Annotated in this window: 29 protein-coding genes, 1 pseudogene and 1 other annotated feature; of the genes and pseudogenes, 17 read left to right on the forward strand and 13 right to left on the reverse strand. The window is 47.3% G+C overall.

The window, feature by feature from the left end:
* Positions 1–39 precede the first annotated feature (39 nt).
* From HP399_RS05730 to HP399_RS05760, 7 genes are all read left to right on the forward strand, one after another.
* The gene (locus HP399_RS05730) at positions 40–204 is read left to right on the forward strand and encodes a hypothetical protein (RefSeq protein ID WP_173616646.1); all 165 of its coding nucleotides are present in this window, start codon (positions 40–42) and stop codon (positions 202–204) included.
* Positions 205–404: 200 nt separating this feature from the next.
* On the forward strand, positions 405–899 hold the full coding sequence (locus HP399_RS05735; protein ID WP_173616645.1) for a hypothetical protein: 495 nt from the start codon (positions 405–407) through the stop codon (positions 897–899).
* A gap of 29 nt (positions 900–928) precedes the next feature.
* Complete coding sequence (locus HP399_RS05740) at positions 929–1,474, forward strand: hypothetical protein (RefSeq protein ID WP_137032719.1); 546 nt, start codon at positions 929–931, stop codon at positions 1,472–1,474.
* Positions 1,475–1,687: 213 nt separating this feature from the next.
* A complete protein-coding gene (locus HP399_RS05745; RefSeq protein ID WP_173616644.1) occupies positions 1,688–2,242 on the forward strand; it encodes a delta-aminolevulinic acid dehydratase in 555 nt (184 codons plus the stop codon).
* 177 nt (positions 2,243–2,419) lie between these two features.
* Positions 2,420–2,833, forward strand: a complete 414-nt coding sequence (locus HP399_RS05750) for a hypothetical protein (protein WP_228088543.1) — start codon at positions 2,420–2,422, stop codon at positions 2,831–2,833.
* Positions 2,834–2,947: 114 nt separating this feature from the next.
* Positions 2,948–3,034: a YjcZ family sporulation protein gene (locus HP399_RS05755; protein WP_173616997.1), complete on the forward strand. Its 87-nt coding sequence runs from the start codon at positions 2,948–2,950 to the stop codon at positions 3,032–3,034.
* An 84-nt stretch (positions 3,035–3,118) separates the two neighbouring features.
* Positions 3,119–3,403, forward strand: coding sequence for a hypothetical protein (locus HP399_RS05760; RefSeq protein WP_228088455.1), 285 nt, complete (start codon positions 3,119–3,121; stop codon positions 3,401–3,403).
* Between the two features lie 24 nt (positions 3,404–3,427).
* On the opposite strand, the gene HP399_RS05765 is transcribed toward HP399_RS05760, so the two are convergent.
* Positions 3,428–4,141 carry a L,D-transpeptidase family protein gene (locus tag HP399_RS05765; protein WP_173616642.1) on the reverse strand — a complete coding sequence of 238 codons (714 nt, stop codon included), beginning with the start codon at positions 4,139–4,141 and terminating at the stop codon, positions 3,428–3,430.
* A 121-nt stretch (positions 4,142–4,262) separates the two neighbouring features.
* The gene (gene glnA, locus HP399_RS05770) at positions 4,263–5,681 is read right to left on the reverse strand and encodes a type I glutamate--ammonia ligase (protein ID WP_173616641.1); all 1,419 of its coding nucleotides are present in this window, start codon (positions 5,679–5,681) and stop codon (positions 4,263–4,265) included.
* Positions 5,682–5,906: 225 nt separating this feature from the next.
* Between glnA and HP399_RS05775 the strand changes: the two genes are divergently transcribed.
* The 3 genes from HP399_RS05775 to HP399_RS05785 all read left to right on the forward strand — a co-directional run bounded on the left by HP399_RS05775 (position 5,907) and on the right by HP399_RS05785 (position 9,120).
* The gene (locus tag HP399_RS05775; RefSeq protein ID WP_173616640.1) at positions 5,907–6,836 is read left to right on the forward strand and encodes a ketopantoate reductase family protein; all 930 of its coding nucleotides are present in this window, start codon (positions 5,907–5,909) and stop codon (positions 6,834–6,836) included.
* Positions 6,837–6,896: 60 nt separating this feature from the next.
* On the forward strand, positions 6,897–7,832 hold the full coding sequence (locus tag HP399_RS05780; protein ID WP_173616639.1) for a 4-hydroxy-3-methylbut-2-enyl diphosphate reductase: 936 nt from the start codon (positions 6,897–6,899) through the stop codon (positions 7,830–7,832).
* A 67-nt stretch (positions 7,833–7,899) separates the two neighbouring features.
* Positions 7,900–9,120: an MFS transporter gene (locus tag HP399_RS05785; protein WP_173616638.1), complete on the forward strand. Its 1,221-nt coding sequence runs from the start codon at positions 7,900–7,902 to the stop codon at positions 9,118–9,120.
* Here HP399_RS05785 and HP399_RS05790 read toward each other — a convergent pair.
* Positions 9,110–9,499, reverse strand: a complete 390-nt coding sequence (locus HP399_RS05790; protein ID WP_007718499.1) for a cupredoxin domain-containing protein — start codon at positions 9,497–9,499, stop codon at positions 9,110–9,112. The two genes, HP399_RS05785 and HP399_RS05790, sit on opposite strands and share 11 nt — an antisense overlap.
* Before the next feature lie 299 nt (positions 9,500–9,798).
* On the opposite strand from HP399_RS05790, the gene HP399_RS05795 reads away from it, so the two are divergent.
* From HP399_RS05795 to HP399_RS05805, 3 genes are read left to right on the forward strand one after another with little or no spacing between them, the layout of a single operon-like run.
* Positions 9,799–10,146 carry a PadR family transcriptional regulator gene (locus HP399_RS05795; protein ID WP_017251491.1) on the forward strand — a complete coding sequence of 116 codons (348 nt, stop codon included), beginning with the start codon at positions 9,799–9,801 and terminating at the stop codon, positions 10,144–10,146.
* The gene (locus HP399_RS05800; protein ID WP_173616637.1) at positions 10,146–10,835 is read left to right on the forward strand and encodes a permease prefix domain 1-containing protein; all 690 of its coding nucleotides are present in this window, start codon (positions 10,146–10,148) and stop codon (positions 10,833–10,835) included. Before HP399_RS05795 ends, HP399_RS05800 begins: the two co-directional genes overlap by 1 nt.
* Positions 10,816–11,373: a DUF4825 domain-containing protein gene (locus tag HP399_RS05805; protein ID WP_173616636.1), complete on the forward strand. Its 558-nt coding sequence runs from the start codon at positions 10,816–10,818 to the stop codon at positions 11,371–11,373. The genes HP399_RS05800 and HP399_RS05805 overlap by 20 nt, the downstream gene beginning before the upstream one ends.
* A 106-nt stretch (positions 11,374–11,479) precedes the next feature.
* On the opposite strand, the gene HP399_RS05810 is transcribed toward HP399_RS05805, so the two are convergent.
* From HP399_RS05810 to HP399_RS05820, 3 genes are all read right to left on the reverse strand, one after another.
* Positions 11,480–12,487, reverse strand: a complete 1,008-nt coding sequence (locus tag HP399_RS05810; protein WP_173616635.1) for an inorganic phosphate transporter — start codon at positions 12,485–12,487, stop codon at positions 11,480–11,482.
* Positions 12,488–12,506: 19 nt separating this feature from the next.
* Positions 12,507–13,124 (reverse strand): DUF47 domain-containing protein, encoded by a 618-nt coding sequence (locus HP399_RS05815; protein WP_173616634.1) that lies wholly within the window; start codon positions 13,122–13,124, stop codon positions 12,507–12,509.
* 82 nt (positions 13,125–13,206) lie between these two features.
* The gene (locus HP399_RS05820; RefSeq protein ID WP_173616633.1) at positions 13,207–13,821 is read right to left on the reverse strand and encodes a LysE/ArgO family amino acid transporter; all 615 of its coding nucleotides are present in this window, start codon (positions 13,819–13,821) and stop codon (positions 13,207–13,209) included.
* Between the two features lie 147 nt (positions 13,822–13,968).
* Here HP399_RS05820 and HP399_RS05825 point away from each other — a divergent pair, with 147 nt between their 5' ends.
* Entirely contained in the window at positions 13,969–15,417 is a 1,449-nt protein-coding gene (locus HP399_RS05825; protein WP_173616632.1) for an aminotransferase-like domain-containing protein, read from the forward strand.
* Positions 15,418–15,459: 42 nt separating this feature from the next.
* On the opposite strand, the gene HP399_RS05830 is transcribed toward HP399_RS05825, so the two are convergent.
* The 7 genes from HP399_RS05830 to HP399_RS05860 all read right to left on the reverse strand — a co-directional run bounded on the left by HP399_RS05830 (position 15,460) and on the right by HP399_RS05860 (position 21,356).
* A complete protein-coding gene (locus tag HP399_RS05830) occupies positions 15,460–15,792 on the reverse strand; it encodes a spore coat protein (RefSeq protein WP_007718473.1) in 333 nt (110 codons plus the stop codon).
* Positions 15,793–15,805: 13 nt separating this feature from the next.
* Entirely contained in the window at positions 15,806–16,126 is a 321-nt protein-coding gene (locus HP399_RS05835) for a ferritin-like domain-containing protein (protein ID WP_173616631.1), read from the reverse strand.
* A gap of 104 nt (positions 16,127–16,230) precedes the next feature.
* Positions 16,231–17,037, reverse strand: coding sequence for a hypothetical protein (locus HP399_RS05840; protein WP_173616630.1), 807 nt, complete (start codon positions 17,035–17,037; stop codon positions 16,231–16,233).
* Between the two features lie 78 nt (positions 17,038–17,115).
* Positions 17,116–17,958 (reverse strand): pyrroline-5-carboxylate reductase, encoded by an 843-nt coding sequence (gene proC, locus HP399_RS05845; RefSeq protein WP_173616629.1) that lies wholly within the window; start codon positions 17,956–17,958, stop codon positions 17,116–17,118.
* A 20-nt stretch (positions 17,959–17,978) separates the two neighbouring features.
* Positions 17,979–19,247 (reverse strand): glutamate-5-semialdehyde dehydrogenase, encoded by a 1,269-nt coding sequence (locus HP399_RS05850; protein WP_173616628.1) that lies wholly within the window; start codon positions 19,245–19,247, stop codon positions 17,979–17,981.
* A 40-nt stretch (positions 19,248–19,287) separates the two neighbouring features.
* Complete coding sequence (gene proB / locus HP399_RS05855; RefSeq protein ID WP_173616627.1) at positions 19,288–20,388, reverse strand: glutamate 5-kinase; 1,101 nt, start codon at positions 20,386–20,388, stop codon at positions 19,288–19,290.
* A gap of 46 nt (positions 20,389–20,434) precedes the next feature.
* Positions 20,435–20,682: a binding site (T-box leader), on the reverse strand.
* A 56-nt stretch (positions 20,683–20,738) separates the two neighbouring features.
* Positions 20,739–21,356 (reverse strand): hypothetical protein, encoded by a 618-nt coding sequence (locus HP399_RS05860; RefSeq protein ID WP_173616626.1) that lies wholly within the window; start codon positions 21,354–21,356, stop codon positions 20,739–20,741.
* Positions 21,357–21,508: 152 nt separating this feature from the next.
* On the opposite strand from HP399_RS05860, the gene HP399_RS05865 reads away from it, so the two are divergent.
* The 3 genes and pseudogenes from HP399_RS05865 (at position 21,509) to HP399_RS05875 (ending at position 23,708) form a co-directional block, all read left to right on the forward strand.
* Positions 21,509–21,925, forward strand: a complete 417-nt coding sequence (locus tag HP399_RS05865) for a hypothetical protein (protein WP_173616625.1) — start codon at positions 21,509–21,511, stop codon at positions 21,923–21,925.
* A 134-nt stretch (positions 21,926–22,059) separates the two neighbouring features.
* Positions 22,060–22,236 (forward strand): annotated as a pseudogene (locus HP399_RS05870) (ATP-binding cassette domain-containing protein); the annotation flags it as partial.
* 458 nt (positions 22,237–22,694) lie between these two features.
* Complete coding sequence (locus HP399_RS05875) at positions 22,695–23,708, forward strand: stalk domain-containing protein (RefSeq protein ID WP_173616624.1); 1,014 nt, start codon at positions 22,695–22,697, stop codon at positions 23,706–23,708.
* Positions 23,709–23,733 lie beyond the last annotated feature (25 nt).

A 23,733-nucleotide genomic window follows, 5' to 3' on the forward strand; every position in this document is an offset into this window, starting at 1 on the left:
CGGGTAAGCTAACCCCAAAAAGCCATGGAGGTACACAGTATGGAACAAGACTCTGTCACGAGCACATCGGTCCCGAATCATCAGGAAAAAGGAATCTCCCGTCATGTAAAGGATGAACTGATGTATCAAGTATTGGAGAAAGATATGACTACAGACGAGCAGGAAAAGAAGCTAAAAGATGATTATTTAAAAGGAAAGGCGTAAATTTGCGCCAAAAAGCCCTTCTCGCCACATAAAGGCGTGAAGGGCTTTTTACATGGAATGGTCTAGTATTATTCACGGTCACGAAATTTGATTCTCGCAGAAAAGGTAAGAAGATTTGTGCGAATTTTGTAGGGATATGTCCATTCATCACGAATAACGTAAAGAAGGCACTTACTTACAATGGGAGAAGTGATGAGGTTGTGATTTCAACTTTGAATAAGACGCTATGCGTTCAGCAACTCGTAGAAAAATTAAGAGACAAGCAGCTTCTTCATGTACCAATCGCTGATCTTCGAGAATCCAATAAAGTGTTGTATGAATACGTCAATCAGCTCAATGACTCGATTGCGATCATCCCGACCACGATTAATTCTGTCATTACAGGCGTCATCCGATTCCAGGAAGGGTTCTTTATTACCTTGGGCATGCTCATTTGGAAAGACGTCAACAAAAAAGGGGCGTTCAAAGAAGGGACATTTCTTTTTTACAAGCATGACGCTCATGATTCAATTGAAGATTGCGTCCACATTACCAATTCCATCGAAAATCACAATCTGATGGAAAGTCTGTTCTTTGCCTGCTGCGAGAGTAAGGATGGCAATTCCGTGCTTTCCTATTCGCATATCGAGCATGCGATTACATACGGAGAGCTGTATCGTGACATGAAGACCAACATCAAAAAAGGGTTTGCGTAATCGCTGCAAAACAGGAGGTGGAATAAACTTTGACATGGCTTCTTTGCTTGCTGCTTGTGACTAGTTCTTCTGGTACTTGGGGAGAGCCTTTGGCGGTCATTCAGAATGAGCTGATCGAGCGCGAGGCACATACATTCGTGGAGCGATTCATGGTGGAAGATCTCGAAAAGCATCCCGATGTCCAAGTGTATATCGTAGCAAAAGGGTACGAGCATGTTTTGAAAAAGGATGGCCAGACAGACGCAGCATTAGTTTCACAGTATGGACTGCAGGATCCCGAGAGAAAAATCGAAGGCATAGATAAGGAAACAATCGAGAGACTTGAAAAGAAATACAACTTGAAGCCACCAGAGCCCGAAATTATCTCATACGATCAGCATATTCTCGTAGAGCGTTTGGAAAAAGACAACAGAATTCGCAATGTGATGATCATCACGGTCATTAGCACACACAATCGGGTAAGAATAGACTTTTTGGATGTTAGAACAGGTAAGTTCCAGTCCGAGAAGAGCAATGGACCGATGTCCTATGATTTTGGTGGTCCAGGGTGGCCGGAAGAGCCAATCAAGAAGTAGGTTTTTGGTAGATGGAAAACCTTTACATTATAGGTTCTGAGTGATATACTGCTTTAAATTTTAAAAATTTCCAATTGAAGAGGAGTTTACCTATTCCATGATGATCAAGAAGTAACGTCTTGCCATTCACCAGTTGGCCCGACCCCCTCCATGTAAATGGTTTTGTTTACCTATAAATAAAAACCACTTACAACAAAATGGAGGAATAACACGATGAGTAAACCTGAAATGAATGTTGCCTTAGTAATCGGTCCAGACACGGATCTGGATACCCAAGCAATCCGAAGTACACTTGAGTATTTTGGAGCTCGAGTCTTTACGTACTGGATTGGTCGACCAAACGATTTGATTGATGTATTGAATGGCAGCGACCTGTATCCCAATACTGATATGATCGTTCTGAATTTCCATGGCGATGAGGGAAGCCTCATCATGCCAGAGCTAGGTGAGGACGTTTACGAGGAAGGAGAACCAAAGGGTGATTTTGGTCCTGACGCGGTTAGACGTTTTGCCAAGCTGGATGGAAAAATCGTGTTAGGTAACGGATGCTCGCTTGGTGATCCCGAATTAGCGAAGGCCTTTCTGGACAGTGGTTGCCAGACGTATATCGGGCCAGAGGATTACCCGGACGGAAATTCTGCGCTGATGTTCGCACTGCGCTTTTTCTACGAGGTAATTCAAAACAAGAAAAGCGTGGAAGAAGCTTTTCGAATCGCAAAAGCAACTGATGAAGAAACTGAGATGTATCAGCTTTATGTAAAAGAGTAATTGCAACGCAAAGGGAGCCTTGAACTAGGCTCTTTTTGCATTCTTATGCCTGAAAAGTCTTAGGTGTACCATTCGTCTTTGTCGAAAATTGTCAGGCTATTATTCTTGTTGACAGTCATATTTTGGATTATGGTAGGGGAGATTCACTTCAATAAAGGAGGTATTCCCTTGAAAAAAATGGCATTTTTCATAGTGGCTTTTGCCATCATGTTGGCTGGATGTAGCTCCGGGCAATCAACGGATACGGCAGCACCTGCGCTAGCAACACCAACTGGTACGGCTCCAGTACCTGAGGCAACCGCGCCAGCTACCTCAGCAACACCTGCCGCAGAAGCGACTGCTCCTGCGGCGACAGAGAAAGCAAAGATCACGAAGAGTGAATTTGAACAGATTGAAAATGGGATGAGCTTTGAGGAAGTAAAAAAAATAGTGGGCGGGGAAGGCGAACTGCTCGCTGAGGTTGGTAAAGCAGGAGAGGAAGGACACACGATCGTCTACATGTATGAGGGAGAAGGGACGATTGGAGCAAATGCGAATTTCTCTTTCCGAGGCGGGATTCTGCAAGTAAAATCGCAAATCGGATTGCAATAGGATGAAAAAGGGCGCAGGCAAATGCTTGCGTCCTTTTTGCTTAGTAGGTCATGGTACAGGCAAAATGTCCGCGATGCGCATACAGTACTGTGTCTAAGGAAAGGAGGAGGCAGAATGGGTATCTTTAATGGCTTTGATGACTTTGCTCTGATCCTGGTATTGTTTGTTTTGCTTGTCATTGTTGGATGTGATTGTGATTAGGAAATGGGTTTAGCAAAAGAGTAATGCAAAGGGACATACATTCCCTTTGCATTATTCATTTATGAAACGAGGTGAGAGTGAAGAGTGGCTAGACAAATGAATGGCTTTACTCCTGAATTTGCCGATTGGCTGAAATCAAATAAGGTCTCGATCAGAAAGCTGCAGAAAAACCCCGAATCTCTGGGGCGGTATTATCAAGAGTGGACAAAAACGGGCCGTCGGGCGAGAAGAGAGCCTCGACCACCACTGCTTTCTAATCTAAACCTGGATATAGGCACAATCGTCAATGGTGTACGAGTCGCGAACGAGGTATTCAAAACTTTCCAAGGAACGAATGGAATTGGGAGTTTCTTTAGAAGGATGATGTAATCGATTCAAGAACCTTGTCAGGATTTATTCTACTAATCCCAGCTCTTCATAAACCTTGCTTGATACGACTCCGTTTGGTATTAATTTTCGAGCGCGTTGAAATTTCTTTAGAGCAGCAGTTGTTGATGAACGAAACTTGCCATCGCATACCCCGTGATAATAACCAGCGCTCTTCAATCGAGATTGGATGAGCTGTACATCTCCACCAACATCACCTTCGGCTAAATCTCTAGGATCGTGGCTCGGGTCCCCCAATATATGACCATAAATCGTTACTTTTGTTCCGAGTGGAATCATCTTGAACAGTTCGATGACGTCGTTGTTTCGCATACGGATACAACCATGGCTCAAATGCTGTCCGATGGAGTGTGGCTTGTTTGTGCCGTGGATGCCATAAATTCCCCAAGGGACGTTTAAACCTAACCATCGTGGACCGAATGAGGGTCCCCAATCTTTCCCTTTGGATATGATTTTGTATTCTCCAACTGGTGTAGGTGTAGAAGGATTACCAACAGCAACCTGATAAGTTTTTACTGTTTTTCCATGCTTTTTGACAATTAACTTGTGTTTTCTGGGATGAACTTCAATCGTAATAATCCCTTGGTCGCTTATGATTGGTAACGAATGCTCGGCGTAAACGATTTTTTGACCAACTTCTATTTCAACAGGAAAGCTTGCGGTTAGGAGAAGAATTGCAGCAAAACAAATGAGCAAGCGAGTTATCGTTCGGTTCACCATTGTCAATGTTCATCCGATCATCTGTTTTTTTCACAGTACAACTTTAATTTGTGAATGGAAACAGCATTTTATTCGAGAGCATGTGAAAGCCCTCCTCATCAGAGAAGGGCTGTTTCTTTGCTTATAGGTCGTAATACAGTTCATACTCTTTCGGATTCACAGTCCGCTCAACTTGCTCAATCTCACCGCGTTTTTGTGCAATCCAGCCTTCAATTACTTCTTTTGTGAAGACATCTCCATCGAGCAAGAAGTCATGGTCTTGTTCAAGTGCGACAAGTGCTTCTGCGAGAGAGGCGGGAGCGCTCTTGATTTCGTGTTTTTCCGCATCGGACAAGTCGTAGATGTTTTTATCCATTGGGCCAAAGCCCAGTTCACGCGGGTCGAGCTTGCGCTTGATACCATCGAGGCCAGCCATCAGCATGGCAGCAAAAGCCAAGTATGGGTTAGCAGTAGAGTCCGGGGTGCGGAACTCAATGCGGGACGCTTTTGGCGTAACGGCAGCAATCGGAATTCGAACGGCAGCAGAACGATTTCCTTTGGAGAAGACCAAATTCACGGGTGCTTCGTAGCCGGGAACCAGACGCTTGAACGAGTTGGTACTTGGGTTCGTCAAGGCGATCAGTGCAGGGGCGTGGTGCAAAATACCGCCAATGTAGTGTAGTGCAGTCTCACTTAGGTTTGCGTAACCGCCTTGCTCATAGAACAACGGGGTATCGCCATTAAACAAGCTTTGGTGAACGTGCATCCCAGATCCATTGTCTCCAACGATTGGTTTTGGCATGAAGGTAGCAGTTTTGCCGTGTTTGGCTGCTACGTTGCGCACGATGTATTTGAAAAGCAATAAGTTGTCTGCTGTACGAGTCAGTGTATCGAAGCGGAAATTAATCTCACCTTGACCGGCTGTTGCCACCTCATGGTGATGGCGCTCCACATACATGCCGCATTTCGTCATCAACGTGCACATTTCATTGCGGATATCCATTTGGGAGTCGGTTGGTTGAACAGGGAAGTATCCTCCCTTGTTACGTACTTTGTAGCCGAGGTTTTGTCCTTCTTTTCCTGTGTTCCAGAAAGCTTCTTCTGAATCGATGTGGAAGAAGGAGCCGGACGGACCAGAGGCATAGCGTACGTTGTCAAAGAGGAAGAACTCGGATTCTGGACCAAAATAAGCAGCGGTAGCGAGGCCGGATTGTTGCAGATAGGCTTCGGCCTTGAGTGCAATGCCACGAGGATCGCGTGTGTAGACGGTGTTGTCTGGATTGACGATGTTGCAGATGATATTCATGGTTTTGGCTTCTACGAATGGATCGATGAAGGCCGTTGCTGGATCGGGCATCGCTACCATGTCGCTTTCTTCAATGGACTTGTAGCCGATTAGACTGGAGCCGTCAAATGCAACGCCATTGCGGAATGTTCCCTCATCTACCGCGTAGGCAGGAACTGTGACATGGTGTTGGCGGCCGAGCAGGTCAACGATGCGAAAATCTACATATTCCACTTTTTCTGTGTCAATTGTGGACAAGACTGTTTTCATATCCAATATGATTCACTCCATTCACGAATTAAAGTTATGAATTCATTATCAACGTTCGGCTTTTTCTTGATTTCTATATTCCGAATTATATCGACAATTCACATTGTTCGTCAAGAGGTTTCCTGACGTCAATTGTCAGATTTTCTAACATTATATTGTGGGGTTTAGAAAATGGTTACTTTCTAATAAAATGTAGACAAACCAAGACTTATAAACGCGGAGGCGATATAGATGAAGGTTCTCGTACTGGGAGCGGGGGGCATTGGCGGTTATTTTGGTGGCAGGCTGGTTGAATCGGGAGTAGATGTAACATTTCTTGTGCGCGAACGTAGATACAAACAGCTGCAGGAGCGAGGCTTGCGCATTCAGAGCGTTCATGGGGATTTGCTTTTGGAACAGCCACAACTGATTCAAGCAGGGGAGGAAGCAGGACCTTTTGATGTTGTGCTTTTGTCCAACAAAGCTTACACGCTGAAAGATAGCGTCGATGCCATCGCTCCGTACGTAGGCGAGGACACGGTCGTCATTCCGCTATTGAATGGAATTGCGCATATGGAGCTGCTGTGGGATCGTTTTGGCCGGGATCGTGTTCTTGGGGGTCTTTGTTTCATTGAGACGACGCTGAATGCTGACGGAGATGTCGTGCAGACAAGTCCTATTCATGATACGGTTTTTGGTGAGTGGGAAGGCGGCAAAAGCGAGCGTGTAGAGCGAATCGAGCAAGCCTTTTCCAAGATCAATGGAACGATGCGTGCAAGCGCAAATATTCAACGGGAAGCCTGGCACAAATACTTGTTTATTGCGACGTTTTCCGGTATTACCACGCTGATGAATTCCGCTGTCGGACCTATCCGAGAATCGGCTTGGGGCGTAGAGTTGACACGTCAGCTCGCTGAGGAAATCACATCTGTCATGAACGCTTTGGAGGCACCAATCAAGCCGGATATCGTCGACAAGCAGATGGAGACTTTCCAGAATCAGCGTCCTCAAACGAAATCTTCGATGCTGCGTGATATGGAAAAAGGCCTTCCGGTGGAAGCGGATCATCTTCAAGGTTATCTCTTGGAGAGAGCGGAACAAAAAGGCTTGTCCACGCCACTTTTAAAAGTTGTCTACAATAATCTGAAGGTTTACGAACAGAAGCGTGCAGGAGACAAATAAGGTATAATACGGGGTGAAATGTCTTTCGCTCACGCATTATAAAAAGTAGGAGGGGTAAAGATGGAAGTCATCAAGATTTCCCCCCGTGGATATTGTTACGGTGTAGTGGATGCCATGGTCTTGGCACTGCGAACAGCACAAAACTTTGACTTGCCCCGCCCGATTCATATCTTGGGCATGATCGTACACAATGCTCACGTCGTCGAGGCGTTTGAAAAACAAGGGATAAAAACATTGGATGGAGAGGATCGACTGGCTCTCTTGGATCAGATCCATGAAGGAACGGTAATCTTCACTGCTCATGGGGTGTCTCCTGAGGTGCGCAAGAAAGCGCGCGATAAAGGCTTGACCGTCGTCGACGCGACTTGTCCGGATGTAACGAAGACACATGATTTGATCCGTGAAAAAGTAGCAGAAGGCTATCATGTGCTCTACATCGGGAAAAAAGGACATCCAGAACCAGAGGGCGCTATGGGGATTGCGCCGGATCACGTCCATCTGGTTCAAAAGCTGGAAGAGCTGAACGCGCTCGATCTGCCAACAGACAAGCTGATCGTAACGAACCAGACGACGATGAGCCAATGGGATGTCAAACATCTGATGGACGCCATTCTTCGGCGTTTTCCAGGCGTGGAAGTGCATAATGAAATTTGTCTCGCTACACAGGTTCGTCAGGAAGCTGTAGCGGGGCAAGTTGGAGAGGCAGATTTGTGCATTGTCGTAGGCGATCCGCGCAGCAACAACTCCAATCGTTTGGCACAGGTCTCGGAAGAAATCGCGAATGTTCCCTCGTATCGAATCGCTGATTTGTCTGAGCTGGACCTTGAATGGCTGCGTGGAAAGAAAAATGTGGCGGTTACTTCTGGTGCTTCGACGCCGACTCCATTGACGAAGGAAGTCATCTCCTTCCTGGAGCAGTTCGATGAGTTCAACCCGGCTACATGGGAGAAAAAACGGACCGTCAACATGGCGAAAATATTGCCAACGGTAAAATAAATAATGTAGGCATGCTCTGCGTTAGGTTTTCTTACACGGTTAATTAACCTCAAAATAGGAGAGTTATATGCCAGAATCACTTTCCGGTATAGGACTGGGGGGCGCAAAAGGCAGATACGTAAGTCTTTGCGCCCTTTATCTTTTTATTTACTACGGGTTTGGTGCTTTTGCCCCGCTCATTACGCAATACTACGAATCCATTCATCTAACTGGGACCCAAATCGGTCTCATCAGTGCAGTCGCGCCGATTGTTTCCATTGTGGCACAGCCGATGTGGGGTATGATCTGTGATCGCTATCAAATTCGCAAAACTGTGCTGATTCTGACATTGATCATCACGGGCTTGGTGGGACTTCTCTTTACGGGTGTTTCCACCTTTGTTTATGTATTTTTGCTCTACATACTGCTGTCGTTTTTTCAAAGTGCCGTTGTTCCCATCTCAGATAGCTTGGCTCTTGGTTATGCCAAGGGACATGGCATGCAGTTCGGCGACATTCGTTTGTGGGGAGCCATCGGCTTTGCACTAGCGGCATTCATCACAGGTCTTCTCGTCGAGCAGTGGGGGCCACATGTTCTTTTTTACTCGTTTTGCTTGGCGTTTCTGCTTGCCATTCTGTTTCTTCAGAAGGTTCCGGAAGAAGTGACAGAGGCTTCGCGGTTTCGTGTCAGTATGCTTGCGGGGATCAGGGATTTGGCGCGTATTCCACGATTTGCGCTGTTTTTGATTTCATCGTTTTGCATGATGGGCTCTGTAAACGCCAATAATATTTGGTTTTCCCTGTTTTATCAGGATATCGGAGGAACCATAGCAGGAATCGGTCTTGCCTTCTTGTTGTTTGCAGGCAGCGAGGCTCCTTTTATGAAGCTGGCGGGTTATATTGTCCGCAGATGGGGACTGGAGTTGACGCTCTTGCTATCTGCAATTTTTTGCGCGATGCGCTGGTTCTGGTATAGTTCAGCTCCGAGTACCACTGCCGTAATTGCTATGTTCTTTGTGCAGGGGATTTCAGTAGGCTTTTATTTGGCGACAGCAGCCCAATTTGTGCGCGAAAATACGCCCGCATCCCTTCAGGTGACGGCGTTGGCCATCTTCTTTTCAGTAGGAGGCGGGCTTGGTGCGATGTTTTGTAATTTGGTAGCAGGGTGGATCAAAGATTCGTTTTCGGTGCTAGCCATTTATTTGTTTTTTGGAATCATCACCGCGATCGGGATCATTCCTCTGCTCATGATAAAATTCGGACGGTGGAAGCAAATCTCACCAGACGAAGAAGTACAGGCTAGTCAATGACGAGCATGCCTTGGAAGCCTGTTTCCGGATAACCAGGTGCGTCTGATACGAAATGAAACCGGCCGCGTTTGGCTGCTGAAAACTGTAAAAGAGTCGATTGGGTCGGCTTCAATTCTGTGGATGCAAGGTTCAGATCACGAATGGATAGATTGTGAGGGCGCGTATCGGTGTTGACGATCATCAACGAGACTCGCTCTCCTTCATGTGCAGTCAATTGATTGGGCAAAAAGCCAGCGCTAGAAATCGTAACGGTATGTGTCCGCGTCGCGACAGCGTACGAAGCGGGCAGGCGATGGTGATGATGTGTCCAAAGTAGCGTTAATGTCACAGCCAGAGCGATGATTGGATAACGAAGCTGCCGATACCAGTGACGAGACATTTTGCTTTTCAACTCCTTCGAGGACAATAGCATGGGGAAGTTACTATTATCCTGTCCCCGGAGTGAGGGGGATAAACACCTTTTTCCTATTCGGATGAGGTCAATAACTAGATCTCTTACATGAGGAATGTCTCGTGTAGGGCTAGCCTACTAATCCCGATGAGCCGATGTCGATCCGCTTAAGACCACCTCAACTTTATTTGAGGGGTCTTTTTTTATTCAGTGAAAAAGCAATTCGACACATATTACTTCGTTACACATAGTAATATGTGTTATGCTATAGTTGCGAGGTGAACGAGATGAGTGACAGCAGTATCAGCAGTGACATTATCCGCGGTCATATCGATACGATTATTCTCCGTGTCCTGTGTGACGGCGATAACTACGGATACGAAATTATCAAAGCCATTTTCAAAAACAGCGGCGGGCGTTACGAACTGAAAGAGCCTTCCTTGTATACCAGTCTGAAAAGATTAGAGTCACACAAGCTGATCGCTTCGTACTGGGGAGATGAGAGCCAGGGGGGCAGACGCAAATATTATCAGGTGACAGAAGCAGGGAGAGAGGCGTACGAAAAAGCGCTGGCATCTTGGAAAGTTGCCAAAGAATTGATTGACCAGCTCATCGAAAGGCGGGAGGAAGTGTGATGGAGAGTTTACAGCACTATGTCGATCAATTGTTTCAAAAATATAGAGGAAGTAAGCAAATCGAGGAGCTCAAATGGGAAGTATTGAGCAATCTGGAGGCAAAGGTCGCCGACTTGGTTGCAGATGGGCTATCACTGGATGAAGCGGTGAAAAAAGCAAAAGCCAATCTCCCTTCGATTGATTCGATTGTCGGAGAACGCCGCCAGGTATACATATTTCTACTTGTACAAGAGTTGTTGCAACTCGGATTGTTGTACGTACTCATTGCCTGGATTGTGACAATGCCTCTGCGAATTTGGGGCATGGGGATCTTTTTGAACTATAGTCTGTTTGCGATTTGCATCCTTATCGGAATCGTCTATTTGATTTTGCTGGGGATCAACCGACCGGCTTCCTCGCAAAATTTGACCAGTATGAATGTACGGTCTGCCTGTTTGCTGCGGAAAACAGGCTGGATGCTGTGGGCGCTTTATATTGTCGGGACACTCGTTTTTACGACTGCGCTCTATTTTGGCAGCAATCTATGGTTTTCAACGCCAGTGAATCTTACTGGACCGTATCAATTCGCTAACGTTGCCGTATCATATGCGCTGCCTTTTCTCTCAATCCTTATACCATTGTGGCTCCATGCCATTCCGCGGCTTATTTTGAAATACGATGCAGGGGAAGGTGACGTCATTGCGAAATAAAATCATACTTGCCTTGGTTCTTATCGGGGTTGTCCTGTTCATGGTCATTCAGATCGTCATTATCCCGGAGAACGAAGCGCAATCCGAGCAATATCAATTAGCTCAGCAAAGCCCACTGACTCACGATTTGGAATCCATTTTGCCATACAAAAACAAGTACATGGGCGCTACTTCGAATCTGGTCATGTTCAATCATCTGCCGTTGAGCCATCTCAAGCGCACCTTTCAGCTCCGTCCGGAGAAGTTTACGATTGAGATTCATTACGAGGACATGACGACCGATGTCGAGGCGAAATTGTTCAAGCAAGCGATGCTGTATAACTCCGTGTCAGCCTTTGCGTTGGTAGACAATTTGCAAACAATCGAATACCGTTTTTCAGATACTACGATTGTTGCCACACGAGTTGTCATGCAAGGTCTCTTCGGTGAGGATTTGGCGTCGCTGTTGACAAAAGAAAAGTGGAAGACAAGTGTGCAGGACAAGTTGCGAGATGACCAATTTGTTGAAGAGGGTATGAAAAAGCTTGTAAAAAAGTAAGAGAATAGCAATGCAAAGCAGCTTTTAGAGAACGGAGAGTCTTACTTTGGCTTTCAATTAAAATAAAAGAAAAAAGGGGCGAGCCTGTTACTCGTCCCTTTTGCTGTTAGATAAATATATGTAGCAACAAATACGTAGCCGCAGCGAGCAAGGCAGAGATCGGCAGCGTAATAAACCAGGTGATCACGATGCGTTTGGCGACGCCCCAATTGACGCTCTTCAGCCGTTTGGCTGCGCCGACCCCCATGATCCCGGAAGAGATGACATGGGTAGAGCTGACAGGCAATCCTAGCTGCGTAAAGGTAAAAATGATCGAGGACGAGGTGAGGTCGGCCGTGGCTCCATTGATTGGTTCAATCTTGGTAATTTTGCCCCCGACCGTCTTGATGATTTTCCAGCCTCCGACAGAGGTTCCCAAGCCCATCGCGAGCGCACAAATGAACTGCACCCAGAAAGGAATCGTGCTCGTATCTGCATGCAGGTCAGCGGCTACGAGAGCAAACACGATAATACCCATCGCCTTCTGTGCGTCATTCGTTCCATGTGTAAAGGATTGCAGGGCCGCCGTGAAAATCTGAAAGAGGCGAAATCCCCGGTTGACCTTGGTAGGGGGAATCATGATCCGACTGAAAATGAAATAAACCAAATTCATCATGAGGTAAGCGGCAACCAGCGCGATAACCGGTGATACAATCAGCGCTTGAAAGATTTTTAAAAAACCAGCCCAGTTGATTTGCGCGCTCCCGGCGGAAGCAAGGACTGCCCCTACGAGTGAGCCGATGAGAGCGTGTGACGAGCTGCTGGGGATACCGTACCACCACGTAATCAAATTCCAAAGGATCGCAGACAGGAGAGCAGCCATGACCACAAGCACTCCGAATTCCAGCTTGGCTGGATCGGCGATATCCCCACCGATCGTTTTGGCGACCCCGGTAAATGTCAGGGCACCGATAAAGTTCATGATAGCTGCCAGAGCAATGGCAATTTTAGGCGGGAGAGCTTTGGTGGATACGGTGGTTGCAATGGCATTGGCTGTATCATGAAATCCGTTGATAAAGTCAAAGGAAACAGCCAGGATAATAACCGCAATAACAAGAGGAAGGCTCGTCTGCATGAAAGTAGGTCTCCTTGGTTTAAGAGTTGCCCATGATCACGGATTCCATCGCATCGGCGACATCCTCGCAATGATCCATGACATCTTCGAGCACTTCGTAAATCTCTTTGAGCTGCATAATGTGAATCGGATCGCTCGAGGTCTTGAACAATTGTCGGATGCTCTCCCGCACCAATTCATCCCCATCGCTTTCCAAATCGTTAATGCGGATGATGTACTCCTTCATATCAGACAGCTTTTGCTTTTGAAGCAGCTCGATGGCGAGAAGAATTTGCTTGGTAGCTTCTTCGATGAGTTGCCCAAAACGCACCATCGTTTCATCTGCTTCCATGATGTCGTACATATAGAGCCTCGAAGCGCAAAACTCCAATCCGTCCAGCACATCATCCAGCTTGACGGCAAGGTCCAGGACGTCCTCTCGCTCGATGGCGGTAATAAATGTCTTGTTGATTTGTACGATGATTTCATGGATGAGCTTGTCGCCTTTTGTTTCGTATTCCTTCATCTCTGTAGAAAAGGTTTTGACAGTCTCCAATGAAGTAATCTTGTATTCATTAAAATAGATCGCTGTTTGATGCACATTTTTCGCAATCTCATACAAGTCATCCAAGAGTGCGTCCGATTTGGTAAAAAGCATAAAACAAACCTCCACTTCGAAAACCCGAATAGGAGTATTTTGAGTGGAGGAGGTGGGGATTATGCACTTTTTCACTAACTCTTTACGTCGTGAGTAATTGGGCTGCCATATAGACGGCCACTCCCCACATAATCACAGCTGAAAATATATTCAGGCCACGCTGTAATTTTCCAGAACGATCCAATCGTCCTGCCGTACGACCAGCTACGGAAAGGCCGAAAAACCAGAGGCAGGATACGAGGATGCAGGCAATCGTAAAGCCCCATTTCTCTGTTCCGGTATAGCTGAGTGAGCTGGTGCCGATCACGCCGATCGTATCGAGAATCGCATGCGGGTTCAACAAAGAGACAGAGGCAGCAAACATGATTTGCTTTTTGGCCGAAAAGCATTCTTTCTCTCCATTCTCCGTATTGGGACGGCTACGCCACGTTAAATATCCCATGTACACCAAAAAGAAGAAGCCGACGACATACAGAACCGTTTTTAGCCATGTGACTGTCAATACAACCAAAGAGACTCCCAATACTGCCAATAAAATGAGCAGGGTATCGCAGAGTGCCGCAGTCAGTACGACGGGCATGGCGCGAAGTAATGTAGGTTGTAGGGCCCCCTGATTAAAAACGAAAACATTCTGTGCACCGAGCGGTAAAATAAGTCCAAAAGCAAGCACAAAACCGTGCAAAATCGCTTCCAGCATGATCATTTCCTCCCCGTTTCTCTCTGGATGCAAAGGCTATTTGCATTACTGTCATTATTCACGGTTGTGAATCTGTTGTCTCCAGCCAATTGGTTTGCATCCAAACCAACCAATTTGTACAATGATAAGATGAGGAGGAATGTGCCTGTGTTGACGATAGACTGGAAGCCTGACAAATCATCTGACATACCGATCTACGCGCAGATCGTGGCTTATATCAAGGGGAAAATTGCAGGCGGTGAGTGGCCGATCAATAGTAAATTGCCAACACAAAGAGCGTTAGCACAAGCCTTTGATGTAAACCGCAGCACGGTGGTGACGGCGTTGGAAGAGCTAAAAGCGGATGGCTTCATTGAAGCAACAGTAGGCAGTGGCTCCGTTGTTAGCAACAACACCTGGTCCTTGCTGACGACTGCACCTCCCCCGAATTGGCTGGGCTACGTTCAGGCAGGGGCGCATCTACCCAACTCGCAGACGATTCAGGATATCAATCGTTATGAGCCAGACCCGAGGTACATTCGCCTGGGGACAGGTGAGCTGTCGCCCGGCTTGATTCCTGTTGCGGAGATGGAAGAGGTCATGGCTAGCTTGCAGGGCAAAATGACTCATCTCGGATATTCGGAGCCAAAAGGGTTGTTGCCTTTGCGTCAGGTGATCAGCAATCATTTGCGGAGCAGGGGGATCGAAGCTTCTCCGGCGTCTATTTTGGTCGTTTCAGGGGCCCTTCAAGCCTTGCAGTTGATATCGATTGGTATCCTTCACCGTGGATCTGCCATCTTGCTCGAACAGCCTTCGTATTTATTCTCACTGCCTTTGTTTCAATCATCGGGAATGCGTCTGGTTGGTGTACCGATGGATGCAGAAGGAATCACTCCCCAAGGGCTAACGAGACAAAAACAGGCGCATAACGCGGCACTACTCTATACGATTTCGGCTTACCACAATCCGACGGGGATTAGCCTATCAGAGAATAGAAGGGAGCAAGTGCTGGCGGCATGTGAGCGGGAGAGACTGCCTGTGTTGGAAGACGATGTTTATGGAGAATTGTGGTTAGACGAACCGGGGCCATTGCCGTTGAAGGCGAGGGATCAGAGCGGGCTGGTCTTGTATTTGGGCAGCTTGTCCAAAACACTCAGTCCGGGGCTGCGGATTGGCTGGATTGTAGGGCCTGAGCCTGTCATTGAACGCCTCGCGGATGTGAAAATGCAGACAGATTACGGAGCGAGTGCTATTTCCCAATGGGTCGCGACAGAATGGCTTACAAGCAAGAGATATTCCCGGCATCTGGATCAGCTAAGAGCGGCACTGCGACACAGAAGGGACAGGATGTGCGAATGGCTTACTCGCTGGTTTGGCGATCTGGCAGATTGGCGTATTCCACATGGCGGTTTTTATATTTGGCTGCGTCTGCATCAGGCGGTTTCGATGCGCAAGCTTTTTACGGAAGCATTGGCAAAAGGGGTCCTGTTAAATCCCGGCTTTGTTTATGATCAGACGGATAGTCATCATCTTCGCTTGTCCTACGTGTACGCGGAGGAAGCTGACATGGAAAAGGCGCTATTTATCTTATCGCAGCTCCTGCGTGGCAAAGGGTAATGGAAAGAAGACACCTGCTTGGGTCAGGTGTCTTCTGCTATTTCAATGATAAGGGAACTGCGTGGAGTACCCGCTAAACTGCTGATATGCTTGCTGCAGTTGTTGCTGTTCGGCAGCCTCCAGCTTATACCATCCTTTTTGGAACATGAGATTGAAAGCATCGCGTGCTGACTGATGGGTTTCATTCAAAATTTGTACCATGTCATCATAAAGCTGCTGGTGGCTGGCTTCACGAACGGCGATGTTAAAGTTATCCGTCAAATACTTGCACGTAGCCAGACAGTCGTTGAGGTAGTCACGATCGTTCATTTGCGGGCCTTTTACTTGTGGCAGCTGCCCGGATTGCGGATTGGCGATCTGGTTTTGGTTTGGCATCCCGATTCCTCCTTTATTGCATTTGATGTTGTGGTTGCTGTTGCTGGGACTGTGTCTGTGTCTGCGGAATGGTCGCCATCACTGCGGTGTTGTTGTTTTGCAGGTGACTCAGCAGTTTTTGGTAGTGTCGCTGATGCATTTGTCCTTGCTGTTCCAGACATTGCTTGACCTGGGGATTAGTGGCTTGCTGTGCGAAAGCATGCAGCTTTTTGAAAGCGATCAGTTCCCATGACAAAGCATCCTTGAGATAGCTCAAGTCCTTTGTCGTAATGACCTTGGGCGGTTCGGGAATCGGAGCTTGTGTAAAGGGCTTGGAAGACAGGATGGATGGCATCGGGTTGCTCCTTTCAGATGGAATCATGTATAGGATGAGCAACAAGTCAGGATGTAACCCCTGAGGATTGCAGCCAAAAAAAAATCCGGTCGCAAAGGACCGGATCAGGTTAGCTCCAGCGAAGAAACGACGATGTCGATGCTAGCGGGAGCGATATTGAGACAATATTGAGCTTCTTTGTACAACGTAGATTGAAGGGCATAGATAAGTGCTGGAATATTTGTCATGAAAGGCAGTTGAAGAGCAATCGAAACCTGAAACCGAGGCAAATCCTCAAAGCTGGAGACGATCTTGACCACATGATGGACCTCATCAAACTGGTCGCAGGCCGCTTCCACGATTTTTCGCAATACCTGAGGATGAATCATGATGCGTCCACCTGAAAACGGAGGATGAACCACGGTTGTTTCCCCAATGACTTCTTTTTTCGAGCTGAAAATTTGTTGGGCAGAAGAGATGAGTCGCTGGAGGAAATCTTTTTCTACCTCCACACGCGGAATCGGTATCGTGTGCTTGCCCATTGTTTCCCGCACGTAGCGGGCAGCCTCGATTTCCTGCGGAGGCTTGATGGATTCAATCGGGATGAAGTCCACCTGAAAAGGCAAATGCAAGGCTTCGACGATACGACCAATCATCCGCTGCGAAGTTCCTAACACGAGTAGTCGGCTTGGTTGAATATCGCCAAGACTTTGCCGTACTTCTTCAGCGTGCTCCTTATAATGAAAAATAGCTCGTTTTACCGCCTGAATTTTTGTTTTCTCATATTTGGCAGAGGTTCCGGCCACCTTGCGTCCCTGGTAAATCAGGATGCCATCATCAATAATGGCGTCGATGTTCATTCGGTGAGCAAGTTCTAATGCACTGGTGCTTTTTCCTGTTCCACTGGTGCCGTACAAGGCGTAAATTTCCATGGGACCTCCTTCGTCATTTTTCTCGACTATGCTTGATCTTTTTTATTATACATGACAAGGAGGGGAGACAAAACGACTTTACTGGTATTGTGCCCCCATCTCCCGCGATCTTTCCGCAGCACGCAGAATGGCTGCAGTGACGGCCTCCTGGAATTGATAGGCTTCCAATACTTCCAGTCCTGCCTGAGTCGTTCCACCCGGACTCGTTACTTTTTGGCGGAGAATAGAAGGTTCTTCGCGTGTATCGAGCAGCATATGTGCCGCGCCGATCACGGTTTGCAGCGTTAATTGGCGTGCCATTTCACGATCTAGCCCCGCTGTGGCACCTGCCCCCATCATGGCTTCTACCAAATAGTAAATATAAGCAGGGCCGCTTCCAGACAATCCAGTAATGATGTCCAACTCTTCCTCGGCGACTTCATATACAGTGCCAATTGCTTCGAAAAGTTTGGTAGCCAGCTCGCGGTGCTCTTCCTGAACAAAAGGATTCGCGCACAGTCCTGTAGCAGACAAACCAACGGCAGACGAAGTATTGGGCATCGTGCGGATGATCGGACACTCTGCACCGAGCCACTCTCCGATCAAGCTGGTAGAGACGCCAGCGACCACTGAAATAATCAATTGGTCGGAACGAACGACCCCACGTAAATCATGCAAAGCCTCTGCAGTATCCTTAGGCTTAATGGCCAAAATCAAAATATCGGAAGAGCGGACTACCTCAAATTTGTCTTGAGTAGCAGTTACCCCGTAGTCATTTGCCAACTGTTCCAAACGCTCCATATTGTTGCGATTGGAGACGGTAATACGCTCAGAAGGGAGTAAGCCTTTCTTTACAATACCGGAAAGCATAGCCTCCACGATCGAGCCTGCACCGAGAAAACCGATCCGTCCTTCTGTAATCGCTGTTGCTTGGTTACTCATGGTGATTCCCTCCTTTTGGACTATCGGATTTGGCCGTTTCCGCGTACGACATACTTGTAAGAAGTGAGCGCTGGCAAGCCCATTGGCCCACGAGCGTGAAGCTTTTGCGTACTGATGCCGATCTCGGCACCGAAGCCGAATTCTCCACCATCTGTAAAGCGGGTAGAGGCGTTATGATAAACCGCTGTGGCATCGATCGAAGTCAAAAACTGACGGGCTGCGATTTCATCTTCCGTTACGATTGCCTCGGAATGGCCGGAAGTATGCGCTGTAATATGTTCAATGGCCTCGCTCAGGCTATCGACAGTGCGCACCGCCAGAATCAGCGCAGAGTATTCCGCATCCCAGTCTTGTGCCGTTGCATGGTGCAATTGATCGGCGAGGTCGGAATGCAGCTCTATCGTACGCTCACAAGCACGGAGCTCAACGCCCTTCGCTAGTAGCTTTTGGAGCAAGGCTCGTTGATTTTCCTGTGGCCAACTGCGGTGCACGAGGAGTGTTTCGGCAGCATTGCATACGGCTGGCCGACTTGTTTTGGCATTGATCACGATGCTTTCAGCCATGTCATACTGAGCCGCTTCATCCACATAAATGTGGCAATTGCCGACGCCTGTTTCGAGTACAGGAACGCTTGCGATTTGCAGAACCCGCTGGATCAGTCCTGCACCACCTCGAGGGATGATGACATCGACGAGACCATTGGCGGTGCACAAGTAATCGACAGAGGCATGTTCGGCAAAAGGCAAATACTGCACCGCTTCTGCGTCAAGTCCGGTCGCAGTGAGCGCTTGACGAATGCTAGTTACCAACGCGAGATTGCTGTGAACAGCGCTGTGGCTGCCGCGTAAGACGATCGCATTGCCCGTTTTGATGGCGATAGCTGCAGCGTCAACGGTGACGTTCGGTCTGGCTTCGTACACCATTCCAATAACACCGAGAGGGACGCGGATTTGTTCGATGAAAAGTCCGTTTGGCCGTGTCCACGAGTCGATCCGTTCCCCGACCGGATCATCGAGAGATACCAGCTGCGCCAGGCTATCCACGAGCTGTGCAATTCGCTCCGGCGTCAACAGGAGACGATCCAGATAGGAGGTAGGCTGACCGTCTGCTTCCGCGAGAGCGATGTCCTTGGCGTTTTCTGAGAGAATGACGGCTTCATCAGCCAGCAGCTGGTTGCCGATTGCGACGAGCACCTCGTCTTTTTCTTTGCGAGAGAGTATTGCCATTTTTCGAGAAGCCTGTTTGGCCAGGCTTATTTGTGTATGCACTTTTTCTTTCAAGCTTTCCATGGTTTCTCCAACTCCTATCTTTCTATCTACATGGATTCGTTTATCTGACAGGTGTCCATTCATCTCGATGTATAACGGTACCGCTGTGTCGCGTTACGTTATCAGGGGAAAGAAAATCACTTAACTGTGTGGCAGTGAATCTGCTGATACCGCGACCGATCAACATACCCTCACAGTAAACCTCGATAACCTCACCTTGCTCGAACATGCCGGATACATCGCGGACACCTGCCAAGAGCAAGCTTTTGCTGTTTTCCAAAATCGCTTCCGCTGCACCGCTATCAACCGTGATTTTTCCGCGGGTAGGGGAGTGAAGCGCAATCCATTGCTTGCGTGTAGGAACGCCGTTTGTTGCAGGCGCTTCTGGATGATAGTTGACGTAGGTGCCATTCCCGTTGCCAGTAAGGACATCCACCAAATCAGTGGTATTCGTCAATTTTCCGATAAAGCTCGGGATTCCTAATGATTGGGCGGTTTTTGCTGCGATCAGCTTGGAGCGCATACCACCTGTTCCCAGTTGGGAAGCTCCGCCTGCAAGTGCCTCGATTTCGTCCGTCACACATTCGAGCCAGCCCATGTGTTTGGCATCAGCATGATAACGAGGGTCTTTATCATACAAGCCATTCGTATCAGTCAGGATTGTGTACAAATCGGCATGAATGAGACCAGCGACGAGTGCGCCAAGCATATCATTGTCTCCGAAGGTCAATTCCGCTACGGATACCGTGTCGTTTTCGTTGATGATTGGCAAAATATTTTTATCCAATAGCAGTGACAACGTGGAGAATGCGTGCTGATACCGTTCCTTGTGTGAAAAGTCACCGCGTGTCAGCAAGATTTGCGCCACGCTGAAGTTATGGGCGCCGAACATTTGCGTATAGGTTTGCATCAACAAGCTTTGCCCGATGGCAGCCGCTGCTTGCTTGGCTGCCAAGGATCGCGGTCGCTGCTGGTAGCCGAGACTTTGATAGCCGCTGGCGACAGCTCCCGAGGAGACTAAGACAACCTGATGACCCGCTTCGCGCAATTGGCTGATAGCAGAGACGAGCAGCGACATTTTCGCCGGATCAACACCGCCTGTAGCTGCTGCAATCGAACTGCTCCCCACCTTTACTACCAAACGCAACTTCCCCTTTTTCATGCGAAAAACCCCCTTCTTGCATACAAAAAAGCCCTCTCGTCTCTTTGATAAGGACGAAAGGGCTTGATAACCTCACGCGGTACCACCTTATTTGACGTTTTGAACTGAAGGCATACTTCAGCCAAGAAACGCCCGGCTCTCTTTCTTTGATAACAGGTGAAAGAAACCTGTCCAGGTCTTCCCTGGATGCTCTGGGGTGGGTTCAAACCGATTCAAGGACGAAACCTCTCAGCCGGTGGATTTCGCTCTCTGGACCTGAAGGGCGGTTTTACTATTCCCCGTCATTGCCGCTCACTATGTGCTTATTAATTCACTATTATTCGCTTGGTCCGCAAGAAATGTCAAGAGGCTTATTGAAATTGTTCATTCCCATATGTGCCCATCCGTGATTTGATTTCGAACCGTTTGGTCTTTTGATCACGCACGAGTCGGTAGCGCAGTGTGCGGTCAGAAGCAAAGGAGGAATCGGTTACATCTTCCACGGTCACACTGAGTTCTCCATTGTTTTTTTGGACATTCGTGTTTCGTACCGAGATCAAAGTCGGATAGTCGACACGGGGGATTGCTACGTATACTTTTTCCTTTACCAGCTTGGTTGTCATGTTATCGTACATGGCTTCTGCCAGTGGACGGCTCCAAAAACGAACGAAGTAACCCGTTATCTTGTCTTTACTGTCGAAGCGCTTAGGCAATTCACGAAAGACGAGACCATCCTCAAACACAGTTTTGCCCTTCGCATTGTCCGCAGCAGCATAATATACATTTTCCAGCTGATGCTCGGCTTGCTTCAAAAAGAGGACGACATCCATTTTGTTATCGCCAAGCTTTTGGATGGCAGACTGCTGGGGAGGCTTACTCTGCGTTTTGGCCTTGGTTTTTGCCTGTTCCAGCTTTACTTGCGTCACGCATCCTGTGACGAGCAAAGAGAGAGCGAGAATAAACATCCAGTTTTTCCAATTCACTTTCATGGCGCACCTCACTTGGGAGCAGTCGTTTTACGTTAGCGTGTGTGTCAAAAAAGACAAATAGCCCAGTTAATATATGGATAGGGGTTGTCTGACTCTCGGATTATGTCTATCATGGAGAGAGTTGGACAGATCGAACGATTGAGGTGGAATATATGTTTGGGTTTGGCAAAAAAGCAAAAAAGCCGGACGGTATTGATGTTTTGATTATCAAAACCGAGGAAGCGAAAAATCGCAACTTTTACCAGGTTGCTTTTCCGAGCGTGGTAGCGAATGATATTTTGTCCATGCTGCAAAAATTGGAGAAATCAAAAATGAACAAGCAAGAGTTCCTGGGGGAAATCGGCGGTTTCCGTATTGTAACCCACTTGGAAGCCTTGACTAGTTTTGAAGTTTTGGATGATGCGGATATGGAGGCACAGCCGGTACAGATTCAAGATTTTGCCAACATGCTTCTGCGTCGTTTGGAAGCGTTAGAAGAAAGTGGCAAGTTGGACGGAAACGAAGATTTAGCATTCATCATGGGCGAGTTGACTATGCTGCGTGATGGCAGCTTTGTACCACAAAACTAATCATGAGGGCCGTTGGGATAACCGACGGCTCTTTTTCTTTTCCCGGAACTTTTCTTTGAACTACTCGTAATAAATGAAGTGGAAGTAAATTGGAAAAAATGTTGGAAAAGGCGGGGGAGAGGAGAGAAACAGCGATGATAGAAGTGGTCAATGTAACGAAAAGCTACAACGGCACCATAAAAGTAGTGGATCAAATGAATCTCACAGTGCCCAAGAGAGAAATTTTTGGCTTCCTCGGCCCAAATGGAGCTGGCAAGACAACCACGATCAAAATGATCACAGGTATCACACGTCCGGATCAAGGCAAAATATTCGACCTGAACTGGTTTACCTACATAAATCTCAACACAATTAAGCGATGAAACCACGTATAAGCTATTTCCTCGATCACACCTGCTTCGGTGATTCCCATTCGAAAAGCGCTAGCTGTGACCTTCTCTATCAGCTCTTTTCGCGCATTTGTTGCAAGGCTTTTCCACGCTATTTTATTCATTCGTGCTGATCACCACCCTATAAGCCTCCAGCTATTTGAAATCTTCTCTTTTTACAGACAAAGTGAAAAATATTGTTTACACTAGAATGATAATAGCAATGAATTTTTTTCCATTTCTACCTTACTTACTGGATGGTGATGACGCTCATGAAAACTTCTCGCATTTCTCTATTTTTTCTTTCGTTGTGTTTTCTGTTACTCCTTGTCCCCGTGCAAGCTTTTGCAGATGACTTTAGTGATTCCGGCCCGCTCCAATTCCGCTTGGATCATATAGAGTTGGATGATTCAAAAAATCCACCTTTGGCATATGCCACTGTTTCCTGGGGAAATACCAGCCCGAGTGAAATTGAATATTTGGTAGCGACTCTCGATCTTTATAGTAAAAGCGGAAAGAAAATCAGCCTGGCACCAGCTACTATCAAAAAAGATCTTGTGTTAGCAGGTGATAGTGAACTGGGTCTTGTTGCAGATCTTCAATTCAAGCTCGTAAAAGACATTACGGATGCCTCTCATCTAGATGGAGCTTATATTCGTGATCAGCTCTCTTATAGCCTGGGAAGACAGACGATTCCACAGGCTAATATCGAGACGAAACTGCTCTCTGCCTCCTATCGAGATAACAAACTGCATGTGGAAGCTGCTGTATTCAACATAGGTGATGCAACTGCTACTAACTTCAAATGGGATTCTGTGATTGTAGGCTGGGGGGAGAAACCACCCTATTATGATGTCATATACACAAACGATAGTAGCAAAAAGCATCCCGTCCTTAACGAATCACTGACATTGGAGCCAGGACGATTTGTCAAAGCATCCTTCGATCTCCCATTAGAAGGACCTGCTGTTCCTTTGCCAGAAATAAAAGACATTTCCTTCAGGTTGGAAACGGAGTACGGTCACTCAACGCCCCATCGAATTAATCGTCAGGAAATATTCGTCAATAACCAGAGGCTAGACTCAGATATTGTGGATGACTATGACACCATGTACGTACCGTTACGCGATCTAGCGGAAGCACTCGGAGCTACCGTGACCTGGGAGGAGCGTACTCAATCTGCTTTGGTTAAGAAAGGGAACACATCGATACTTACCTCAGTAGGAAACCCTAATTATTCGTTGAATGGGGATCAGGACAGGGTGTTAAATAACGAACCAAGACTATTTCAAAACACCACCCTTATCGTGCCTTTGCGATTCTTTTCCGGACTACTCGACAGCGAGGTCATCTATGATCGGACGTGGACGAAAGAGCCAATTGAGCTAATTATCGTCATTCCAAGATCGAATTAAATACGTTCATATCTAAAAGAATGCC

Source organism: Brevibacillus sp. DP1.3A (assembly GCF_013284245.2).
Classification (GTDB): domain Bacteria; phylum Bacillota; class Bacilli; order Brevibacillales; family Brevibacillaceae; genus Brevibacillus.